The organism is Maritimimonas sp. 2205BS37-2, from assembly GCF_056591755.1.
Window position 1 is genome coordinate 168,237 of the sequence record NZ_JBWQOI010000001.1, and the last position, 21,784, is coordinate 190,020.

At 32.8% G+C, this 21,784-nt stretch carries 19 protein-coding genes; 11 read left to right on the forward strand and 8 right to left on the reverse strand.

Features of this window, described 5'->3' with window-relative positions; genetic code table 11:
* Window positions 1–49 precede the first annotated feature (49 nt).
* Entirely contained in the window at window positions 50–412 is a 363-nt protein-coding gene (locus tag AC1EUU_RS00765) for a CoA-binding protein (RefSeq protein ID WP_480199464.1), read from the forward strand.
* Here the strand turns inward: AC1EUU_RS00765 and AC1EUU_RS00770 are convergent.
* From AC1EUU_RS00770 to pyrR, 5 genes are read right to left on the reverse strand one after another with little or no spacing between them, the layout of a single operon-like run.
* Window positions 409–1,365 (reverse strand): ribonuclease Z, encoded by a 957-nt coding sequence (locus AC1EUU_RS00770; RefSeq protein WP_480199465.1) that lies wholly within the window; start codon window positions 1,363–1,365, stop codon window positions 409–411. The two genes, AC1EUU_RS00765 and AC1EUU_RS00770, sit on opposite strands and share 4 nt — an antisense overlap.
* On the reverse strand, window positions 1,362–1,715 hold the full coding sequence (locus AC1EUU_RS00775; RefSeq protein ID WP_480199466.1) for a T9SS type A sorting domain-containing protein: 354 nt from the start codon (window positions 1,713–1,715) through the stop codon (window positions 1,362–1,364). The genes AC1EUU_RS00770 and AC1EUU_RS00775 overlap by 4 nt, the downstream gene beginning before the upstream one ends.
* A gap of 13 nt (window positions 1,716–1,728) precedes the next feature.
* Entirely contained in the window at window positions 1,729–2,061 is a 333-nt protein-coding gene (locus AC1EUU_RS00780) for a ribonuclease Z (protein ID WP_480199467.1), read from the reverse strand.
* A gap of 6 nt (window positions 2,062–2,067) precedes the next feature.
* Entirely contained in the window at window positions 2,068–2,997 is a 930-nt protein-coding gene (locus AC1EUU_RS00785) for an aspartate carbamoyltransferase catalytic subunit (RefSeq protein WP_480199468.1), read from the reverse strand.
* Window positions 2,998–3,540, reverse strand: coding sequence for a bifunctional pyr operon transcriptional regulator/uracil phosphoribosyltransferase PyrR (pyrR, locus tag AC1EUU_RS00790; protein WP_480200750.1), 543 nt, complete (start codon window positions 3,538–3,540; stop codon window positions 2,998–3,000).
* A gap of 160 nt (window positions 3,541–3,700) precedes the next feature.
* Between pyrR and AC1EUU_RS00795 the strand changes: the two genes are divergently transcribed.
* The 5 genes from AC1EUU_RS00795 to AC1EUU_RS00815 all read left to right on the forward strand — a co-directional run bounded on the left by AC1EUU_RS00795 (window position 3,701) and on the right by AC1EUU_RS00815 (window position 9,989).
* Window positions 3,701–5,092, forward strand: coding sequence for a tetratricopeptide repeat protein (locus AC1EUU_RS00795; protein WP_480199469.1), 1,392 nt, complete (start codon window positions 3,701–3,703; stop codon window positions 5,090–5,092).
* A gap of 158 nt (window positions 5,093–5,250) precedes the next feature.
* Window positions 5,251–6,171, forward strand: coding sequence for a polyprenyl-phosphate transporter (locus AC1EUU_RS00800; protein ID WP_480199470.1), 921 nt, complete (start codon window positions 5,251–5,253; stop codon window positions 6,169–6,171).
* Between the two features lies 1 nt (window position 6,172).
* Complete coding sequence (locus AC1EUU_RS00805; RefSeq protein ID WP_480199471.1) at window positions 6,173–7,195, forward strand: DUF368 domain-containing protein; 1,023 nt, start codon at window positions 6,173–6,175, stop codon at window positions 7,193–7,195.
* Entirely contained in the window at window positions 7,167–7,925 is a 759-nt protein-coding gene (locus tag AC1EUU_RS00810; protein WP_480199472.1) for a shikimate dehydrogenase family protein, read from the forward strand. The genes AC1EUU_RS00805 and AC1EUU_RS00810 overlap by 29 nt, the downstream gene beginning before the upstream one ends.
* A gap of 132 nt (window positions 7,926–8,057) precedes the next feature.
* A complete protein-coding gene (locus AC1EUU_RS00815) occupies window positions 8,058–9,989 on the forward strand; it encodes a DUF349 domain-containing protein (RefSeq protein WP_480199473.1) in 1,932 nt (643 codons plus the stop codon).
* A 49-nt stretch (window positions 9,990–10,038) separates the two neighbouring features.
* Here the strand turns inward: AC1EUU_RS00815 and AC1EUU_RS00820 are convergent, their stop codons facing one another.
* The gene (locus AC1EUU_RS00820) at window positions 10,039–11,046 is read right to left on the reverse strand and encodes a 3-oxoacyl-ACP synthase III family protein (protein WP_480199474.1); all 1,008 of its coding nucleotides are present in this window, start codon (window positions 11,044–11,046) and stop codon (window positions 10,039–10,041) included.
* A 137-nt stretch (window positions 11,047–11,183) separates the two neighbouring features.
* On the opposite strand from AC1EUU_RS00820, the gene AC1EUU_RS00825 reads away from it, so the two are divergent.
* From AC1EUU_RS00825 to AC1EUU_RS00840, 4 genes are all read left to right on the forward strand, one after another.
* Window positions 11,184–13,619: an alpha/beta hydrolase family protein gene (locus AC1EUU_RS00825; RefSeq protein ID WP_480199475.1), complete on the forward strand. Its 2,436-nt coding sequence runs from the start codon at window positions 11,184–11,186 to the stop codon at window positions 13,617–13,619.
* A 100-nt stretch (window positions 13,620–13,719) separates the two neighbouring features.
* A complete protein-coding gene (gene htpG, locus AC1EUU_RS00830; protein ID WP_480199476.1) occupies window positions 13,720–15,648 on the forward strand; it encodes a molecular chaperone HtpG in 1,929 nt (642 codons plus the stop codon).
* Window positions 15,649–15,914: 266 nt separating this feature from the next.
* Window positions 15,915–17,558, forward strand: a complete 1,644-nt coding sequence (locus AC1EUU_RS00835) for a serine hydrolase (protein WP_480199477.1) — start codon at window positions 15,915–15,917, stop codon at window positions 17,556–17,558.
* Window positions 17,559–17,579: 21 nt separating this feature from the next.
* On the forward strand, window positions 17,580–18,059 hold the full coding sequence (locus AC1EUU_RS00840; protein WP_480199478.1) for a nuclear transport factor 2 family protein: 480 nt from the start codon (window positions 17,580–17,582) through the stop codon (window positions 18,057–18,059).
* A 55-nt stretch (window positions 18,060–18,114) separates the two neighbouring features.
* On the opposite strand, the gene AC1EUU_RS00845 is transcribed toward AC1EUU_RS00840, so the two are convergent.
* A complete protein-coding gene (locus AC1EUU_RS00845) occupies window positions 18,115–18,867 on the reverse strand; it encodes a hypothetical protein (protein WP_480199479.1) in 753 nt (250 codons plus the stop codon).
* Between the two features lie 242 nt (window positions 18,868–19,109).
* Window positions 19,110–19,805, reverse strand: coding sequence for a M15 family metallopeptidase (locus AC1EUU_RS00850; RefSeq protein ID WP_480199480.1), 696 nt, complete (start codon window positions 19,803–19,805; stop codon window positions 19,110–19,112).
* A 131-nt stretch (window positions 19,806–19,936) separates the two neighbouring features.
* Here AC1EUU_RS00850 and AC1EUU_RS00855 point away from each other — a divergent pair, with 131 nt between their 5' ends.
* Complete coding sequence (locus tag AC1EUU_RS00855; protein ID WP_480199481.1) at window positions 19,937–21,712, forward strand: DUF885 domain-containing protein; 1,776 nt, start codon at window positions 19,937–19,939, stop codon at window positions 21,710–21,712.
* Window positions 21,713–21,784: the final 72 nt, after the last annotated feature.

Consider the following 21,784-nt stretch of genomic DNA (forward strand, 5'->3'; position numbering starts at 1 on the left):
TTGTATCTTTGTAACAGTATTTAACACAGATTAACATACCTTTAACACTATGACAAAAAAGACACTAGTTCTTGGGGCATCCTTAAAAACGAATAGATATTCTAATATGGCACTTAAGAGCTTGGTTAAGAGGGGACATGAAGTTGTGGCGATAGGCCTGTTACCCGGTTATGTCGCTGGGGCAATGATAGAAACAGGGAAGCCTGCTTTTGAAAATGTAGATACCGTAACGCTATATTTGAACCCAAAACGTCAAGAAGAGTATTATGATTATATTATTTCCTTAAAGCCAAAACGGGTAATTTTTAATCCTGGAACAGGTAATATGGAACTGGCAGAACAATTAAGGGAGAATGCAATCGAAGTATCGTTTGCTTGTACGCTGGTTTTACTTTCTACCGGACAGTATTAATTTTGATGTGCCAGTAACAACGCTTCATTAACTTTATTAGCCACGGCAAATACTTTACCTTCCTCAGCTAATGTAACATTATCAAAAACTGTTTGAGCTTCTTTTTGAAATAAAGAGATGTCTTTATATCTGCTCGAATAATGTCCTAAAATTAATTGATCGACATCTGCTTTTTTTGCAATATGAGCTGCTTGCTCTGCAGTTGAATGTTTTGTGGTTCCGGTTAACGATTCTTTGTCTTTTAAAAAAGTAGATTCGTGATATAGTAAATCAACACCATTAATAATTTCGGTAATAGCTGGCTTATAAGCGGTATCACTACAATAAGCATAACTAACGGGTTGTGGTGGATTGAAAGTCAATTCTTTATTTTTTATTACTGTTCCATCATCAGTAACAAAGTCTTTACCGTTTTTAAGATTTTGGTAATCGCAAATTTCAATTTCGGGATTTTCTTTTATAACCTCAATATTTAATTTACGTTCACCTAGTTTTTCTTTGAATAAGAAGCCATTTGTATATACACGATGATCTAACGGAATGGTTCGAACTTCTACTTTATCATCTTCATAAATTAACTGACTTTCTGTATTTTCAAGTTCGTGAAAAACGAGACCATATTTTAAATGAGCGTTTGATAGTTTTAACTGAAGTTCAATAATTTCTTGAATTCCTTTGGGCCCATATACATGAAGATCATTTTGTCTATTTAATAAGCCAAACGTAGATATTAATCCGATTAGACCAAAAAAATGATCACCGTGTAGATGAGAGATAAATACGTTATCTATCTTAGAAAACTTAATCTTATATTTTCTAAGTTGAGTTTGAGTTCCTTCACCGCAATCAATTAAAAAAGAACGATTATTAATTTCTAAATATTGAGCAGTAGGATGAGCAAAAGTTCTCGGTGTGGCCGAGTGACAACCTAATATGGTTAACTGTATACTCATTTTATGACAATTCGTTTAGAAATAATTTCGTTATTGGTTTTTATTGAATAAATATATATTCCAGAATCTAACTTATCCCTGTAGAAGGGAATATAGTTTATACCTTTCTTAGTGGTATACTTTTGAAAATGAACTGTATTTCCAATTAAATCTTTTACCGAAAACTCTATTTTTAAGATGTCTTTAGCTCGAAATTTAATTTTAGTAGTAACACTAAAAGGGTTTGGTGATGCCACTATATCCCTTATAACCATCGTAGAGTCCTTTTTGACGGTTACAGCTTCCTCTTGCTGTGCAAAAGCGCTAATTGAGAAAGTGACAATAAGTATAAAGAGTAGTTTTTTTATCATACGCAACTTAAAATTAAAAGCCTAAATCTCGTTCTATTTCTTCCATTTCAATAATATCATGTGCCTCATTTATAGTGGGTACAACGATAAGCTCATCAGGCAAATTATCATAACTGGTTTCACTATAAACTATAACAAAAGACATGCCATTATTTCTATGGTCATTTGCCATTTGCAAAAATACTAAGATATTTTCTGTTTTTACCCCTTTAAAATCAGAAAAGTCAAGAACTAAATTCTCACTTTTAAAAGTAATATATTTTTCTTTAAATGCAAGAAAAAAGTCAGAAATTGATTTTTCTGTTGGTTTTATTTGGGTGTTTTTATCGTTTTTCTCTATTTGCATGGTCATTTATCTTTTAATCTGTTGAGCCAATAAATAAATAACAGCCATTCTTATGGCTACACCATTTTCAACTTGATTTAAAATGATTGACTGATCAGAATCGGCCACATCACTTGTAATTTCTACACCTCGGTTAATAGGTCCTGGATGCATTATTACAATTTCCTTGCCAAGCTTATTTAGCAATTCTTTATTAATTCCAAATAATTGTGTGTACTCACGAACTGATGGAAAGTACTTTATATCCATGCGCTCATGTTGTACACGTAACATGTTTGCCACATCGCACCATTCTAAGGCTTTTTTAATGTTATGTTCTACCTTTACACCTAAACTTGATATATATTTAGGAATTAAAGTGGTAGGGCCGCAAACCATTACTTCTGCTCCCAACAATTGTAATGCATAGATATTAGACAGTGCTACTCTTGAGTGTAAAATATCTCCTACGATAACAACTTTCTTCCCTTTAACAGAACCCAAAGCTTCTTTAATGGAGTAGGAATCTAGCAGTGCCTGTGTAGGGTGTTCATGAGCGCCATCGCCAGCATTAATAATTTTAGCGTCAATATGTTTAGATAAGAAAACACCAGCACCAACATTAGGATGGCGCATAACCACAATATCAACTTTCATTGAAAGGATATTATTTACAGTATCGATTAATGTTTCTCCCTTTTTTACTGAAGACTGACTGGCAGAGAAGTTAATTACGTCTGCAGAAAGCCGTTTTTCTGCTAACTCAAATGATAGTTTGGTACGCGTGCTATTTTCAAAAAACAGATTGGCAATGGTGATATCGCGCAATGAAGGAACTTTCTTTATTGGGCGATTAATTACTTCTTTAAAATGATCGGCAGTTTCAAAAATAAGATATATATCTTGCTTTCTGAGATACTTAATTCCTAATAAATGTTCTACACTTAACTGCTTCATTTAATTAGTATTTGTAATGTATACAGCATCTTTTTTTTCGTTTTCTTTCCAGGTAACTTTTACCTTTTCAGAATTTATAACATCTACCTGCCTTCCTCTGTAATTTGGTTGAATCGGCAAATGCCTACTAAATCTTCTATCAATTAATACTAAGAGTTCAATTGATTCGGGCCTTCCAAATGATTGAATTGCAGTTAAAGCTGAACGAATACTTCTACCAGAAAATAATACATCATCAATTAAAACAACTTTCTTGTTTTCTACAGCGAAATCCATTTTAGTAGCGTTGGCCTCTAAAGGCTCTTCTCGCCGTCTAAAATCATCTCTAAAAAATGTAATGTCTAAATGACCTAACTGTAGACTCTTAATTTTATAGTCTTCTTGTAAAAGCTTGGCTAATCTATTGGCTAAATAAATGCCTCTTGGTTGTAGTCCAATCAATACAGTTTTTGAAAAATCTAAGTGGTTTTCTAACAACTGATTGGCTAAACGATGAAGAATTATGTGTATGTCTTTAGCGTTGAGAAGTGTCTTTTGAGCCATGTTGCTATCCAAACCTTGTTTGGAATACAAAAGTACATTATTTTTTGAAAAATGTATGCGTTGCTTTCTGTTAATTAAATTGTTAAAAACATTTGTAGGTTGAAAGTTGGATACAAAAAGTCTTGCACTACTTTTATTTCATAACCGAGTGCTCAATTATATGTTTCAATTTCCTGATGCTAACGATAACTTACCGCTTACCAGATTTGAATCAATGCTAAAAACTAATAATGTATATTTTTTTGACTCGGTAGAGTTTGAAGAAATTATTACACATTATCTTGATTCAGGAAAGATTTCGTTAGCAAAAAAAGCAATAGACCTTGGGCTTAAACAACATCCGTCAGCTATAAATTTAAAGCTCGCTTTTATTGAGCTGCTTATTTTTGAAGAAAAATTTGATAAGGCAAGCGTTTTGTTAGATCAATTAGAAGAAATTGAACCTTCTAATGACCAAATATACTTACATAAGGCAGCTTTATATTCTAAAAAAGATATGCACAAAGAAGCGATACAGGCATTAAACAAAGCCTTACTGTTTGCTGAAGATGAGCTTGATATTTTATCTATGATTGGTATGGAATATCTTTTCTTAGATGATTATGAAACCGCTCGATTAAATTTTGCTAAATGCTTAGAAGTTGAATATGATGATTATTCTTCACTTTACAATATTATTTATTGCTTTGACATGGAGCAAAAGCACCATGAAGCAATAGATTATCTAAATAAATATATCGATAACGAGCCTTATTGTGAGATAGCATGGCATCAATTGGGACGCCAATATTATATCATCGATAAATTTGAAGATGCTTTAAGAGCCTTTGATTATGCTCTTTTAATAGATGAAGATTTTATTGGTGCTTATATAGAAAAGGCAAAAACGTTAGAAGAATTAGAAAGATACGAAGAAGCCATTAATAATTACTTGGTTACCGTTCAATTAGAAGATGGGACACCGTTTATATATTTACGTCTAGGGTTGTGTTATGAAAGAATTAATGATCAAAAACTAGCACTGAAATATTATAATCTTACCGTAAAAGAAGACCCGCAATTAGATAAAGGTTGGTTAGCATTAACGGGGCTTTATATGAACCAGGAAAATTATCAAAAAGCGTTGTATTTTATTAATAAAGCATTACAAATTGATAATGAGAATGCCGCTTACTGGTCGCGGTTTGGAGAGGTAAATATAAAATTGAATTTATTTGAGGAAGCGGCCAAGGCTTTTCAAAGGTGTGTAGAATTGGAAGATTACCGATTGGATATTTTTGTGGCCTTAATTGACGTTTTACATTTCTTAGGAGAATACAAAGATGCCTTGCAGGTACTAAAAAAAGCGAAAAGTTTGTACACCGATTTTGCCGAAATTGAGTATCGTTTGAGTGGAATTAACTTCTTAGCGCAAAATGAAAGAAATGGTCTGCGTTATTTGAAGAATGCACTAAAGCTCGATTATGAATATCATTTAATAATGAAAGAACTTTATCCTGTAATATTTGATAAAGAAAAGGTGAAAAAAATAATCGAAGAAAGTAAAAAGTAGTTTTCAAAATTTAATATAAAATTGCACAGATCGTAATTAAAGTTTTCCCCTCAATTCAAATAGTATTTGTCTCTTCGTAAATTTTTCATATTACCTTAAATAGAAATTACCAAATTAAAAAAATCATGTACTTTTGATTTGCTAATTCTAAATTGCTAATGCAACGTACTTTTTTTGATTATTTAATCATCTCATTAAAGGGAATCGCCATGGGTGCGGCCGATGTGGTTCCGGGAGTTTCTGGTGGAACAATTGCTTTTATTTCAGGTATTTATGAAGAACTTATAAATGCTATAAACGCCATAAATTTTGAGACCTTAAAAGTTCTAAAAAACGATGGATTTGCCGCTGCATGGAAATCTATTAATGGCAATTTTTTATTGGCATTGGTCATTGGTATTGCTATCAGCGTGTTATCACTGGTAAGAGTTATAAAATGGTTATTAGAAAATGAACCAATTTTGCTATGGGCTTTTTTCTTTGGCTTAGTGGTAGCGAGTATTATTTACGTTGCTAAACAAATAAGTAAATGGAGTTTTGTAACGGTAATTACGCTTATTTTGGGTGCACTTTTAGCCTATTATATTACTACTTTACCTGCACTTGCAACCAACAATTCTAGTTTGTACTTGATTTTAGCAGGAAGCTTGGCAATTTGCGCGATGATCTTACCAGGCATTTCAGGAGCGTTTATTTTATTATTACTAGGAGCTTATAAACCGGCTGTTGATGCCGTACATGATAAAGACGTTAAAACGCTCTTGCTTTTGATTTTAGGAGCTGTTGTAGGGTTGTTGACTTTTTCTCGTCTGTTGAAGTGGTTGTTTGATCATTATAAGAATTTAACGTTGGCGACATTAACAGGGTTTATACTTGGTTCTCTGAATAAAATCTGGCCTTGGAAAGAGGTATTAGAATCAGAGGTTATTAATGGCAAACTCAAAATATTGAGAGATCAAAGTATATCACCTTTTAACTATGACGGAGAAAACCAATTGATGTTAGCTATTATATTAATGATTATTGGATTCGCCACAATTTTAATTTTAGAACGAACAGCCGTTAAAAAAACAGTTTAATATGCCTGAAAAAACACGTACCTTGTTAGACCGCATATTACTATTTGTAAAAGGAGTAGCTATGGGGGCGGCTAATAAAGTACCGGGTGTTTCTGGAGGAATGGTAGCTTTTGTAGTTGGTTTTTACGAAGAAATGATTTATTCATTTCAAAAGATTAACGCAAAAGCATTTAAGTTACTTCATAATGGTCGTTTTAAAAGCTTCTTTCAATATATCAATGGCCGTTTTATTGTTTTACTTTTTGCGGGAAGCATCTTTAGTTATTTTAGCGTATCATTATTACTTGATTATCTAATTCGCAATTACGAGCTTTTTATTTGGAGTGCTTTTTTTGGAATGATTATTGGCTCCATCTATTATATAGGCAAAGGTTTTAATGATTGGCGCCCACAAAATATAATTTCAATTGTTATTGGTTTCGGCGTAGGAATAGCAATTAGTTTTATGAATCCGGCTAAAGAAAATGATAATCTTTGGTTTGTGTTCTTTTGCGGAATAATTGGAGTTTCTGGGATGACACTCCCGGGGCTCTCTGGTTCATTCATTCTGATTTTACTAGGTAACTATGTGCTACTATTAGTTGATTCTGTGAATATGTTATATAGATCAATCACCGATGTGTTTTCTGGTAACTTTGATTTTCTTCAAGATCCAGAACGTATAAGATATTTAAAGATCATTGGTTCTTTTGGTGCCGGCTCAGCATTTGGGTTGATAGTAACTTCGCAAATTTTAGGATATGTTTTAAAACGTTGGCATCAAATTGTGACAGCCGTTATAATTGGGTTTATATCAGGATCTTTAGGAATTGTTTGGCCTTGGAAGGAAAAAATATTTAAGAAAAGTGAAGCTGGAGAATTTTTGCTTGACTCACATGGGAATAAAGTTTTAGGAAATTATGAACGTTATTTACCAGATTTAAGTGATATAAATAATTGGTATGCCATTTTTTTTATTTTACTAGGAATAGGCATTATCTTATTAATTGATAATTATGCAAAAAAGAACGGAAAAACAGCATAACTATGGACTTCTTGGAAAGAATATATCGTATTCATTTTCGAGAAAATATTTTACAGATAAATTTAATGCGCTTAAATTGGAAGACCATGTGTACAGAAATTTTGATGTTCCATCGATCTATGATTTTCCAAGAATCATTAATACAGAGAAGAATTTATTGGGGCTCAATGTTACCATTCCATATAAGGAAGAGGTGATTGATTTTATGGATGAATTAGATCAGGAAGCTGAGGAAATTGGAGCCGTTAATACTATTAAAATATTAAGCAATAACAAATTGAAAGGGTTTAATACCGACGCCTATGGGTTTGAAAACTCCTTAAAACCTTTGCTAAAAGAGCATCATAATAATGCCTTAATCCTTGGTACAGGCGGAGCTTCAAAAGCGATTGACTTTGTCTTAAAAAAACTACAAATTAAGACCTTATTTGTATCCAGAACTCCTAAGAACGAAAATCAAATCTCCTATGCCGAATTATCTCATGATTTTCTGAAGAAATATAGTGTAATTATAAACTGCACACCTTTGGGTACACATCCAGAGGTTGAAAAATGTCCAGATATTCCGTATGAATATCTTACTAATAAACATTTGTTATATGATCTCATTTATAACCCTTCTCAAACCACTTTTTTAAGAAAGGGAAAGGAAAGTAGAAGTACAATTTGTAATGGTTTAAAAATGTTAGAATTACAGGCTGAAAAAGCTTGGGAAATTTGGAACTCATAGTTTCTTAAAAAAGAACGCAACTTCCTCGTTATTTTTGCATCTATATTTAATAGTTTAGTTTTGTGCTTTGCTATGCTATTAGTATCTTTCGAGACTTTTATTAATTGAAAGAGGAACTTTAAACATTAAGATATGTTAGAAAATAATACTGAAAATATTCCGGCAGACGAGGTTGAGGAGAATATTACGAATGATACCGATGAGAAAACCTTAGCAGAGGCTTCTGAAGACCAAAAAAAAGATAATGAAGAGGTAGTAGCGGAAGAACAAAAGAGTTCTGATGAGAAAAAGAGTTCTGAAGAGAACAAAAGCTCTGAAGAAGAAAAGGAAGCTCCTAAAGCTGAAGAAATCAAAAAGGTTGATTATACTTCATTAGATCTTGAAGGTTTAGTAAAAGAACTTCAAAAATTAACCAAGGTAGAAGCAGTTTACCAAGTAAAAAATCAAGTAGAAGAAATAAAAAAGAACTTCAACTTGAAATTTGGTGCCTTATTGCAAGAAAAGAAAAAAGCTTTTTTAGATGACGGTGGTAACGAAATAGATTTTCAGTATAATAATCCTGTAAAGTCTCAGTATAATGACTTGTTATTTGAGTTTAAGGTAAAGCGTGACCGTTATTACAAGCAACAAGAAGCTACTCAAAAAGAAAATCTAAAAATACGTCTAGAATTAATTGAAGAACTTAAAGAGTTAATTAATACGGCAGATGCTTCTACGATGTATAATAATTTTAGAAGTTTACAAGACCGTTGGCGAAAAGTAGGGAAGATCCCACATACAAAATACAACGATGTTTGGCGCACATATCATCATCATGTAGAGCGTTTTTATGATCTATTACATCTAAATAAAGATTTTAGAGAATTAGACTTTAAGCACAATCTTGAAGAAAAGTTAAAGTTGGTTGAAAAAGCCGAAGCCTTAGCAGAAGATCAAGATGTACAGAAAGCTTTTAAAGAACTGCAGGTACTTCACAGACTTTGGAAAGAAGATATAGGCCCCGTAGATAGAGAGCATCGCGAAGAAGTATGGAATCGTTTTAGTGAAGCTACTAAGAAGATTCATAATAAAAGACATGATGCACAGAAAGAATTAGAATCTAAATACGAAGATAACTTTATTAAAAAGCAAGCGGTAATAGATGAAATTAAGCAGTTAATCGAATCGAAGCCCAATTCGCATTCTGAATGGCAGAAAAAAATCAGAGAACTTGATGTGTTACGTCAGAATTTCTTTAAGATTGGAAGAGTTCCTCGTGCAAAAAATAATCAAACTTGGCAAGGATTTAAAGAAGCTACTCGCGAATTTAATAGAGCCAAAAACGCCTTTTACAAGGATGTAAAGAAGATACAGCAAGAGAATCTCAATAAGAAAATGACCTTAGTTGAACAAGCGGAGTCATTAAAAGAAAGTGAAGATTGGAATACTGTAACGCCTATCATGAAGCAAATTCAGATTGACTGGAAATCAATTGGGCATGTTCCAAAAAAATATTCAGATGAGATTTGGAAACGCTTTAAAGATGCCTGTAACCATTATTTTGATAGACTTCATAATGTTCAAGACGAAGCTAATAAAGAACAAATAGAGATATTTAATAAGAAAAAAGAGCTGTTAGATAATCTTAGAAGCCAAGCTGATGGTAATGAGAGTTTAACCTTAGAGGTAATTCAATCATATACCGATGATTGGAAAAACTTGGGTTCGGTACCTTCAAATATGCGTCACATTGAATCTAAATTCAATAAGGTTTTAGATAAGCTTTATGGAAAATTAAATATGGGTAGAGGTGAGATAGCATTGATAAAATTTAGAAACATTGTTGATGGTTATCTCACAAATAAGCAATTTAAGAAACTAGAAGATGAGCAATATTTTGTTCGTAAAAAGATTGATGAAACCACCCGGGAAATTAAGCAGTTAGAGAATAACATAAGTTTTATTTCCAGTGATTCTGATGATAATCCATTACTCAAAAATGTGCAGAAAAACATCGATTCATATTCTGAAGAGCTAAAAATATGGAAAGATAAACTGAATTATCTTACAAAATTAGATTACTAAAAAAGCGCTCATATGAGCGCTTTTTTAGTTTTTACAAAGCACTTACTATTTACCATCTTATTACAACACTTCCCCAGGTAAATCCACTACCAAAGGCAGCTAAAACAACTAGGTCGTTATCTTTTATTTTGCCTTTTTCCCAAGCTTCGGTTAATGCAATAATAATTGAAGCGGCAGTTGTATTACCGTACTTTTGAATATTATTATAGACCTTACTATTGTCTAATTGAAATTTTTGCTGAACAAATTGTGCGATACGTAGATTGGCTTGATGCGGAATTAACATATCGATATCTTCTTTTTGCAAATTATTTGCTTGCAATCCTTCAACGATAGCTTCTGAAAACCGTACCACAGCATGCTTAAACACAAATTGCCCGTTCATATATGGGTAATATGAGGTGTCATTTGGATCATTAGCTTCTAAAATTTCTGGAACCCATCTACCGGTTGCAGGGCCTTCTAAAGCCAGTTCCTTAGCATGTTTACCCTCAGAATGTAAGTGTGATGATAAAATACCTTTTCCTTTTTCTTCAGTACGCGATAACACGGCAGCGCCAGCACCATCACCAAAAATTACGGTAACACCGCGCCCACGAGTAGAACGCTCTAAACCACCAGAGTGATTTTCAGAACCAATAACCAGCACATTTTTATACATGCCAGTTTTAATAAATTGATCTGCCACTGATAGCCCATAAATAAATCCTGAACATTGATTGCGTATATCTAAAGCACCAATAGTTGGCATATCTAGCATGTCTTGAACACGCACACCACCACCGGGGAAATACATATCAGGACTTAAAGTAGCGAATACGATGAAGTCAATATCTTCTTTTGTTAATCCAGCGCGCTCAATAGCTATTTTAGCAGCTTTGGCACCCATATTAGAAGTGTTGTCACCGGTTTTTGGATCTATCCATCTACGCTCTTTGATTCCGGTTCGTTCTTGTATCCATTCATCATTGGTATCCATCCATTGCTTAAGATCATCGTTTGTGACAACATTTTCAGGCACATAGTATCCTAGGCCCGTAATTTTTGAATTATACATAAATAAATTATTTGGATCAGGTTTATTATTTCAAATATATATAAATTTATTATGCAACGAATAGTAAAAAGAACTTCTATTATACAATGATTAATAATTATTAACTTAGCTGACCCTCATCACAAAAACTAAAAAAAATGAAAAAAATCATCTTTGCAATTGCCTTTATTTCCTTTACCTTTTTTGGGTTTTCTCAAGAAAGTTTGACGTATCAAAAACCATCGAAAGAAATTTTAGATCTTGTAGATGTACCATTAGCTCCATCTGTTTTAATGGATAATGATTACGAGAATATGATTCTCAGATATAGAAATCCATACAAAACTATTTCAGAACTTTCTGAAGATGAATTACGATTAGGAGGCTTAAGAATTAACCCCAAGACGAATATTGGGAGTAGAACGAATTATTTTAATGGTTTAAAGGTTCGTAAATTAAGCGGAACGGCCATTTTAGATGTTGAAGGACTTCCTGAAAATCCTAGATTGGCAAATTTTAGTTGGTCACCAGATCAATCTAAACTAGCAATGACAAATACAACTGCTAGTGGTGTAGAAGTTTGGGTTTTAGATATTGATAGTGCTAAAGCCAAAAAGTTAACCGAGGCGAAGGTTAATGCCAATATGAGAGATGTGATCAATTGGTTTGAAGATGGTAATAGTTTATTGGTTAAAATGTTATCAAAAGATAGAGAAGCATTGATTAATACTTCAAAGACAATTCCATCGGGTCCAACAATTTCAAAAAATGACGGTAAAAAAGCACAGAATAGAACCTATCAAGATTTATTAAAAAATAAGAGTGACGAACATAATTTTGAGCAACTTGCTTTATCTGAGTTATCTAAAGTTACGCTAGATGGACAAGAAACGCCATGGATGGGAAGTGCAATGTATGGTGATGTAAGCTTTTCGCCAGATGGTGAATACGTTATGATTACAACAATAAAAAAGCCTTTTTCTTATTTAGTGCCTTATCGAAGATTTCCTTCTGAAACCAATATATATACGAAAGATGGTGAAAGTGTTCAAAACGTATCTCAGATTCCATTGATTGAAGACCTTCCCAAAGGATTTATGGCGGTTAGAACAGGAAAGAGAAATGTGGCATGGCGTTCTGATAGGCCCTCCTCTTTAATTTATGTTGAGGCGTTAGACGGTGGTGATCCTAAGGAAAAAGTTGAATACCGCGATGAAGTATTTGAATTGGATGCGCCATTTAATGGAACTCCTAAAAGTCTTTTAAAGGTGAAAAATCGCTTCTATAGAATTAGCTGGGGCAACGATAGAATGGCACTAGCTCAAGATTATTGGTTTGATAATAGAAACACAAAGACATATCTATTCAATCCTGAGAACCCTTTGGAAGAAGCTAAAATAATTAATGATAGAAATTATCAAGATGTATACAGCGATCCTGGAACACCTGTTACAAAAAGAAATCAATACGGCTCTTATGTGCTTGCGATGGAAGGTGATAATATATTTACTTTAGGTGATGGATATTCTAAAGATGGGAAATTCCCTTTTGTAGATAAAGTAAATCTAAAAACACAAAAGAAGAGTAGACTCTATCAATCAAAGCTTACTAGTAAGTTAGAAGATTTAAGAGATTATGATGTTAAAAAGAAACGACTTCTGGTTCGAATAGAATCAAAAAATGAGTATCCTAATTATTACTTTAGAAACACAAGAAATAAAAAACTTAAACAAATAACTAATTTTCAGAACCCATTTGCTAGTATGCAAAATGTGCATAAAGAAGTTGTTTCTTATAAGCGCGATGATGGTTTAGACCTCACCGGAACGCTGTATTTACCAGTTGGGTATGATAAATCGAAAAAAGAAAAATTGCCAATGATCATGTGGGCCTATCCAGTTGAATATAAGGATAAATCAAGCGCTTCTCAAACTACACAAAATTCTAATGAGTTTACATATCCTAGTTGGAGATCACCACTGTATTGGGTTACCAAAGGTTATGCTGTTTTAGATGATGCTGCTTTTCCAATTATTGGAGAAGGAGATAAGGAACCGAATGATACGTTTAGAAAGCAGTTGATAGCGAATGCAAAAGCAGGAATTGATGCAATCGATGATATGGGGTATATTGATCGAGATAGAGTTGCTGTTGGCGGACATAGTTATGGTGCATTTATGGTAGCGAACCTATTATCACATTCTGATCTATTTGCTGCAGGTATTGCAAGAAGTGGTGCATACAACAGAACTTTAACTCCGTTTGGCTTTCAGCGGGAGCAACGTAATTATTGGGAGGCCCCAGAAATTTATTATACGATGTCACCTTTTATGCATGCAGATAAAATGAAAACACCCTTACTTTTAATTCATGGAGAAGCTGATAATAACTCAGGGACATACCCGATGCAAAGCGAGCGGTATTTTAATGCATTAAAAGGATTGGGTGCAACAGTTCGCCTAGTTATGTTACCTAAAGAAAGTCATGGTTATCGTGCCAAAGAAAGTATATTGCATTTGCTTTGGGAACAAGATCAATGGTTAGAAAAATATGTCAAGAATAAAAAGAAAGTTACTGAAACTGCTTCAAATTAATAAAAGCCGCCATTTGGCGGCTTTTTTGTGTCATCTTGTCACACAATTTCCTTTGGTATTTTTTTTGACTTAAAAAGGCTATAAACTAAAATCATATATCATGGCAAAAGGAACAATTAATGTTTCAGTCGAAAACATATTTCCATTAATTAAGAAATTCTTGTATTCAGATCATGAGATCTTCTTACGTGAACTTATTTCTAACGCAACGGATGCTACTCTTAAATTAAAGCACTTAACAGCTGTAGGTGATTCGAAAGCTGAATACGGCGAGCCTAAAATTGAAGTAAAAATTGATAAGGATGGAAAAAAGCTTCACATTATAGATCAAGGTCTGGGAATGAGTGAAGATGAAGTACAAAAATACATTAATGAAGTAGCTTTTTCTGGCGCAGAAGAATTTCTAGATAAATATAAAGATGCAGCAAAGGATGCCGGAATTATTGGTCATTTTGGATTAGGATTCTATTCAGCATTTATGGTTGCTGATAAAGTTGAAATTATTACTAAATCTCATGTAGTTGATACACCAGCAGTTCATTGGATTTGTGACGGTTCACCTGAATTTACTTTAGAGAAAACGGATAAAGATGATAGAGGAACCGAAATTATCTTACACATTGCTGAAGATTCAACTGAGTTTTTAGAAGAACACAGAATTCGTGAATTATTAACGAAGTATAATAAGTTTATGCCAGTACCAATCAAATTTGGTACTAAAGAGGTAAATGATCCTGATCATACACCTAAAACTACTACTGATAAAGACGGTAAAGAAACTACTGAGCCGCAAAATAAGATTACAGTTGATGATATAATCAATAATCCAAATCCGGCTTGGACAAAGCAACCTAAAGATTTAAAAGAAGAAGATTATAAGTCGTTCTATAGAGAGCTTTATCCAATGCAATTTGAAGAGCCTTTGTTTAACATTCATTTAAATGTAGATTATCCTTTTAATCTTACCGGAATTTTATACTTCCCGAAGTTAACTACAAACTTAGATGTTCAAAAAGATAGAATTCAGCTATATCAAAATCAGGTATTTGTAACTGATAATGTTGAAGGGATTGTACCAGATTTCTTACAAATGCTAAGAGGTGTAATTGATTCACCAGATATTCCATTAAATGTATCTAGAAGTTATTTGCAAGCAGACGGAGCGGTGAAGAAAATCTCTTCTTATATTACTAAAAAAGTAGCAGATAAATTACAATCACTTTTCAAAAAAGACCGTGAAGAGTTTGAAAAAAAGTGGAACGATATTAAGATTGTAATTGAATATGGAATGCTTTCTGAAGAGAAGTTTTATGATAAAGCACAAAAATTCGCATTATATCCAACAGTTGATGGCAACTATTTAACTTTTGAAGAACTAATTGAAAAAATTAAACCTGCTCAAACAGACAAAGACAAGAATATTGTAGTCTTATATGCAGGTAATAAAGAAGAACAACACAGCTATATTGAATCAGCTAAGGATAAAGGATATGAGGTGTTGTTGTTAGATTCTCCGATTGTTTCTCACTTAATTCAAAAAATTGAAGGTGAGAATACTGAGTTGTCTGATAGCAAGCAACCTATAAAGTTTGCACGTGTTGATTCTGACCATATTGATAATTTAATCAAGAAAGATGAAGAGCAGATCTCTAAATTATCTGATGAGGAAAAAGATAAATTAAAAGATATTGTTGAAGGTATTGTACCAAAAGACAAGTATTCTGTTCAGTTAGAGGCGTTAGATTCTAATGCAAATCCGTTTATCATAACGCAACCTGAGTTTATGCGCAGAATGAAAGAAATGCAGCAAACCGGAGGAGGTGGATTCATGGGGATGGGAGGATTCCCTGAGATGTATAATCTTGTAGTCAATACAAATAATGACCTGATGCAGAAGATTCTAAAAGCCAAAGGTAAAAAAGAGGAATATGTGAATCAAGCATTAGATTTAGCAAGATTATCTCAAAATCTATTGCAAGGAGAAGAGCTAACAAATTTTATTAAACGTAGTTTCGATCTTATGAAATAAAATACGTTATGCTGAACTGGTTTCAGCATCTCATAAATAAAAAAAGCCATTACAATTTTTGTAATGGCTTTTTTATTTCTTGACTTTATCGTAAAAATAGTCGAACTTCGTTACTAGTGCCAACCCTGTTTCAGTATTGGCCACTAAACGAAATTAAAACTTTCTTTAGCTTAAATGAACATGGGAATTCTTAAAGCCCAAATTGAATGTAACTCTTCTTATTGAATGGCGTCATATTCTCAGAACTTATAATTCAAAACTACAACATGAAACATTATAAATTTTTAGTACTTATTCTAGCCTTAAGCTTTTCTTTTTCAATTCAGGCGCAAAATCTAACAAACGATATAGATGAGCTTGTAAAATCAACCTATAAAGCTAATGAGCCAGGTGTGGCGTTATTAGTTGCGAAAAATGGTAAAGCAATTTATCGTGGAGCAATGGGGATGGCTAATTTAGAATTGGATGTTCCTATGCAGCCAGAAAATGTATTCGAATTGGCTTCGATTACAAAGCAGTTTACTGCCGTAGCCATATTAATGCTAGAAGAACAAGGTAAATTAAAGATTGAAGATGAAATAACGAAGTTTATTCCAGATTATCCAACCAAGGATAAGAAGATTACCATTCATCAATTATTAAATCATACTTCAGGAATTAAAAGTTACACCTCAATGAATTTAGATAGCCTTGCAAGATTTGATAAAACACCTAAAGAAATCATTGATATATTCAAAAATCAACCCACAGATTTTGATCCAGGTGAGCGTTTTTTATATAATAATTCTGGGTATATATTATTAGGTTACATTATTGAAAAAGTGTCAGATAAAAGTTACGAAGATTTTATTGAACAAGAAATATTCAAACCACTCGAAATGACCAACTCGCGATATGGTAATATGGTAGAACTTATATCAAATCGTGCCTCTGGTTATATGACAAATGAAAATGGTTTTAGAAATGCCGATTATCTGAGTTTAACATTGCCCTACGCTGCCGGGTCATTAATGTCTACAGTTGATGATATGCTAAAATGGCAACTAGCTTTACGAGATAATAAACTTGTTAAAAAAGAAACCTTGGCAAAAGCCATTAACGGGTCAAAACTAAACAGTGGCGAAGAAATTGACTATGGATATGGATTGAGTAGAGGAGACCTAAAAGGTTCACCTTTATATACGCATAGCGGGGGTATTTTTGGCTATTCAACAAATGGTATTTATTTTCCTGAGGAAGATGTATATGTTATAGGTTTGAGTAACTGCAGTTGTAATGATGTGGGAGGTTTAACAAGGCGTGTTGCTGCCTTAGCGATTGGTAAACCATTTCCAAGTGTAAAAGATGCAGTTTCGCTTTCAGAAGATAAGTTAAAGCAATGGGTGGGAGCTTATGAGTTTGAAGGCGAGGTAATTAGAAGAATTACATTTAAAGATGGGCAGCTGATTAGCACTAGAGATGGAAGTAGCCCATTCAATATTTACCCATTATCAGAAGCTCATTTTATTTTTGAGGACGGTACGATAGCGTATCATTTTTCAAAAGGTAAAGAAAATAAGAGACAAGTGAAAATGACAAATATGGGTAATGAAGTTGTGGGAATTGAAACCTATAAAAAACCAGCTTCAGAACGAAAAGGGATTAATGTTGCAGAAGACATTCTTAAAAAATATGTTGGAGCTTATGAGTTACAACCCGGCTTCGACTTAAATATTACTGTAACTAACAATAAGATATTTATCCAAGCTACAGGTCAACCTAAACTTCAGTTACATGCAGAAACAGAAGAAATGTTCTTTTTAAAGGAAGTTCCTGCCAAATTGGAATTTGTAAAAGACGAAGCTGGTAAATATAGTTCTTGTTTTCTGTATCAAAATGGACAAAAAATGCCTGCTAAGCTCAAAAATTAAAACCGTATTGCTATAATTATTATGATAAAAACAATAAAGACAGTTTTATTCCTTAGTCTCATCTTGTGTGCAATAAGCTGCTCTAATTACAAAGAGAATGATCAACTAATCAATAGTCAAAAGGAATCTTTAAATAAAGCTATTGAAACCTTTAATTTGGCGTTTAAGGAAGGCGATATAGTCAAGCTTGAAGAGATGGTGACAAGTAATTACAGACATACTAATAGTAGTAGTAAAGCTATCGGTAAAAAACAATGGTTTGACTATTTACATAAAAGATCAAAAGATATTGCTGATGGTAATCTTAAGGTAATAGCGTATGAGATGGATGAAAAAGATATACAGTTTTATGGTAACATGGCTTTAGTTACTGCTAGAGTAAAGGTTAAAAACAAGCAACTAGAGATAGAAAAAGAAAATGCTTTTAGAGTAACCAATATTTGGGTTTATGAATCTGGACAATGGAAAAGAGCAGGCTTTCATGATGGAAAGATCAAATAAAATAAAACCGCTTTTAGTTTTAAAAGCGGTTTTATTTTTATGAATAATTGACAATCTATTTTTTATTAAAAATTTCTTCTTCAGAACTTAATATGAATTCAAATTCTTCATCTAATAGAATTTTTACAAGATCTCTATTTTCATTAACCCAGTAATAGGTAGTTTTCATTTTATCGCCGGTATGAGCAAATTTATGCAAGCTCTTTTTAGTACCATTTACAGTAACTGAAACTTTACCGATATAACGAATGACTTGATTCTTTTTAACGTATAACTTTGTTTCATCTAAAGAATTAAATCTAAAAGTACCTTCACGTTTGCTAAATGGTAATTCTGAAACAATAGCCCAAACATTAAATGATGGTATTGTAACTTTAGGTACTCTAATCATTGTTTTATGATTTGGCTCTAAGAATTGATTTACTTCTTCATCGGTTGTGATGTCACTTTTAAAATCACCTGTAAAGTTCCAATAAGAAGCATTCTTGTTGTATTTTACGCGCTCTCCGGTATATACTACCGGATTAATGTTTGAATCAATGGTGCCATCAAATTCAATTTTCGAAGCATTGGCTAATTTTTTAGTATCAGCAGTTGTAGCTAATGAAAAATCTAATTTTTCGTTACCAAAATAAGCATTGATCGTAGTTTTAAGTACAGACTTATTTGCTTCATTATCAAACTTCTCTATTTTGATATAACCTTTACTGTTAGTAGATTTATACCAATACGTTTTAGGTTTATTTACATCAGAAAATGAAAGTAAAATAAAGCTACAAATAATTAATAGTTGGGGAATTTTTCTCATCATTTTTTATTTAATTTCAATATTTTGTTTTTGTTAAATGGTTTTACTGACTATATAACAACCCTACCAAATAAAGTCCTACTTTTTTTATTCAAGAAAAAGTGAATTTATATTAAGCGCCTGTTTTTAAATCAGTAAGCTTTTAATATTGATTAAGATAATGTAGTGTTTTGCTTGAATTCAAAAAGCAAGACATGATGAGATATAAAAGAAAAAACCGCTTCAAAAGCGGTTTTTCTAATTTATTCTACAACGAAATCAAAATATTTATTGGGGTATGGCTCTTTTTTTAAGGTAAAATGCCACCATTCTTTCGGGTGTGACTTAAAGCCATGTTTTTCCATTCTTCGCTTTAATAATAAGCGAACCGCATGTTGATTTCTTGTAATATTTGGATAATCAATAGATGATTTTTCGTCAAATAGATCATAAGGGCTTCCCATATCTAATAGATGCCCAGTGGTTAACGAAACAATGGTTACATCTACGGTACTTCCTCTACTATGACCTGACTTTGCAGCAATATATTGCTGTGGTATCAAATCCTTTTTTTCTATATTTGGATAATATTTATCCTTCATCGCATTATCTGTTGTGTCTTTTGTCCATGCAACAAATTGATCAACAGCTCTTTGTGGTCTATACGCATCATAAATCAGAAGTCCAAAGCCAAGCATCTGTAACTCCTCTTGAACTTTTTTGAGAGCTTCAGCCGCTTCTTTGGTTACTATACATTTTGGCTGTATATAACCGTCAATAGGTTTGCCAATAAAATTATTTGACGAATAATAGCGTAAGTCTGTTCGTAATTTAGGTATTACTTCTTTAGCATATACAAATCCGCTAGGAAGCTCTACCAATGCTTTTTGGGCATTAACTGTAGTGCTATAACTAGACAGAGTTAGAATAACAATAGCTGCTAGGCTAAAAATTTTCATGGTTAGCAAGGTTTAATCTTCTAGCTAAAGTAACGAAAATCTTTTAAATTTATTTTAACAATTTTAAAATAGATTTAGTTTAATGAGTAATGCTATAAACTGTATATTTGATGGTTTAACTATATCAAAACATGAAAAAAACATATTTCTTACTATTTTTTACTTTGGTCATGCTAGCTTCTTGCGCTAAAGACAAGAAGGAGCAAACGAATGTTTATCCCGCTATTGAGAATGTTTTCGAGGCTTATTATCAAGATCATTTAAAGCTGAATCCTATCAGTGCAACACAGGCCGGAGATAACAGGTATAATGACACACTTCCAAATAATTTGTCAACTGAATTTTTACAAAAAGAAAAAGAGTTTTATACAAATTACAAGAAAAAATTGAACGATTATTCTGATGAGAGCTTATCAGAAGAAGATAGAATGACAAAAGATGTTCTTTTATGGGATTGTGAGGTAAACCTCAATCGATTAAAATTTAAAAAATATACGCCAATTGATCAAATGTGGTCTTTGAATTTACAAATGGGTCAATTTGCAAGTGGTGCCAGTGCACAACCCTTTAAAACAGTTCAAGATTATAAAAACTGGTTGGCAAGAGTTGATGATTATTTAGATTGGTTGGCTTCAACAGGGGATAACATGCGTGAAGGAATGAAGGTTGGTCATGTATTACCTAAATCACTTATCAAAAAAGTACTTCCACAGTTAAAGGCAATGACTAATAGTGATGTAGAGAACCATTTATTCTATAGTCCTGCTAAAAATTTTCCTGATAGCTTTTCAGATGAAGATAAAACAACTTTAAGAGATGCTTATAAAGAGATGGTTACTGAAAAAGTTATACCAGCCTATCAAAAAGTATATGATTTTATGAGTGATGAATATATGCAAGCGGGTAGAAGCTCTAGTGGTATTGCCGATGTTTCTAATGGAAAAGAATATTACGATCATCAAATTAAGTTTTATACAACAACAGCGATGACGGCAGATGAAATTCATCAATTAGGCCTATCAGAAGTTAAGCGTATTCGTGGTGAAATGGAAAAAGTGAAAGAGCAGGTTGGTTTTAAAGGAACATTAAAGGAGTTTTTTGATCATGTACGTGAAAATAAAGATCTAATGCCATTTACTGATCCCAAACAGGTAATAGATAACTTTAATACTATTCATGACAAAATGAAGCCCCAAATTGAACGATTGTTTGATTTAAAGCCTAAAACACCTTTTGAAGTGCGACGTACCGAAGCATTTAGAGAAAAATCGGCTAGTGCAGAATACAATCCTGGGTCAATTGATGGTACACGTCCAGGTATTTTTTATACACCGATTCCAGATGTAACAAGATATAATATGTTTTCTGATGAATCACTATTTTTACATGAGGCTATTCCAGGACACCATTATCAGATTTCATTACAACAAGAAAACACCGGTTTACCAAACTTTAGAAAAACTTTATGGTATAGTGCTTATGGCGAAGGATGGGCCTTATATTCTGAATCATTAGGAAAAGAATTGGGCTTAATGACCGATCCATATCAATACTTTGGTATGTTAAGTGCTGAAATGCACAGGGCGATTCGTTTAGTTGTTGATACTGGTTTGCATTCCAAAGGATGGACCCGCGAACAAGCTATTCAGTATTCATTAGATAATGAAGCCGAAAGTGAAGCGAGTATTACTTCTGAAATTGAACGATATATGGCTAATCCCGGACAAGCATTATCTTATAAAATTGGACAGTTAAAAATAAGAGAATTACGAAGTAAAGCCGAAAACGAACTAGGTGAAAAATTCGACATAAGAGCATTTCATAATCAGGTTTTAGAAACAGGATGTGTGCCTTTACAACTTCTTGAAAATAAAATTGATCGTTGGATCGAGAGCCAGAAAGGTTAATTGAGAATCATATAAATTTATAAAACTGCATTGATTAAAATTATATCAATGCAGTTTTTGTTTTTGAGCTTT

Excerpts from the sequence above, each read along its gene's own strand:
- AC1EUU_RS00800 (WP_480199470.1), top strand. The coding sequence starts at position 5,251 with ATGCAACGTACTTTTTTTGATTATTTAATCATCTCATTAAAGGGAATC.
- htpG (WP_480199476.1), top strand. The coding sequence starts at position 13,720 with ATGGCAAAAGGAACAATTAATGTTTCAGTCGAAAACATATTTCCATTA.
- AC1EUU_RS00825 (WP_480199475.1), top strand. The coding sequence starts at position 11,184 with ATGAAAAAAATCATCTTTGCAATTGCCTTTATTTCCTTTACCTTTTTT.
- AC1EUU_RS00845 (WP_480199479.1), bottom strand. The coding sequence starts at position 18,867 with ATGAGAAAAATTCCCCAACTATTAATTATTTGTAGCTTTATTTTACTT.
- AC1EUU_RS00855 (WP_480199481.1), top strand. The coding sequence starts at position 19,937 with ATGAAAAAAACATATTTCTTACTATTTTTTACTTTGGTCATGCTAGCT.
- AC1EUU_RS00765 (WP_480199464.1), top strand. The coding sequence starts at position 50 with ATGACAAAAAAGACACTAGTTCTTGGGGCATCCTTAAAAACGAATAGA.
- AC1EUU_RS00770 (WP_480199465.1), bottom strand. The coding sequence starts at position 1,365 with ATGAGTATACAGTTAACCATATTAGGTTGTCACTCGGCCACACCGAGA.
- AC1EUU_RS00805 (WP_480199471.1), top strand. The coding sequence starts at position 6,173 with ATGCCTGAAAAAACACGTACCTTGTTAGACCGCATATTACTATTTGTA.
- pyrR (WP_480200750.1), bottom strand. The coding sequence starts at position 3,540 with ATGGCTCAAAAGACACTTCTCAACGCTAAAGACATACACATAATTCTT.
- AC1EUU_RS00775 (WP_480199466.1), bottom strand. The coding sequence starts at position 1,715 with ATGATAAAAAAACTACTCTTTATACTTATTGTCACTTTCTCAATTAGC.
- AC1EUU_RS00840 (WP_480199478.1), top strand. The coding sequence starts at position 17,580 with ATGATAAAAACAATAAAGACAGTTTTATTCCTTAGTCTCATCTTGTGT.
- AC1EUU_RS00810 (WP_480199472.1), top strand. The coding sequence starts at position 7,167 with ATGCAAAAAAGAACGGAAAAACAGCATAACTATGGACTTCTTGGAAAG.
- AC1EUU_RS00835 (WP_480199477.1), top strand. The coding sequence starts at position 15,915 with ATGAAACATTATAAATTTTTAGTACTTATTCTAGCCTTAAGCTTTTCT.
- AC1EUU_RS00795 (WP_480199469.1), top strand. The coding sequence starts at position 3,701 with ATGTTTCAATTTCCTGATGCTAACGATAACTTACCGCTTACCAGATTT.
- AC1EUU_RS00820 (WP_480199474.1), bottom strand. The coding sequence starts at position 11,046 with ATGTATAATTCAAAAATTACGGGCCTAGGATACTATGTGCCTGAAAAT.
- AC1EUU_RS00780 (WP_480199467.1), bottom strand. The coding sequence starts at position 2,061 with ATGCAAATAGAGAAAAACGATAAAAACACCCAAATAAAACCAACAGAA.
- AC1EUU_RS00785 (WP_480199468.1), bottom strand. The coding sequence starts at position 2,997 with ATGAAGCAGTTAAGTGTAGAACATTTATTAGGAATTAAGTATCTCAGA.
- AC1EUU_RS00850 (WP_480199480.1), bottom strand. The coding sequence starts at position 19,805 with ATGAAAATTTTTAGCCTAGCAGCTATTGTTATTCTAACTCTGTCTAGT.
- AC1EUU_RS00815 (WP_480199473.1), top strand. The coding sequence starts at position 8,058 with ATGTTAGAAAATAATACTGAAAATATTCCGGCAGACGAGGTTGAGGAG.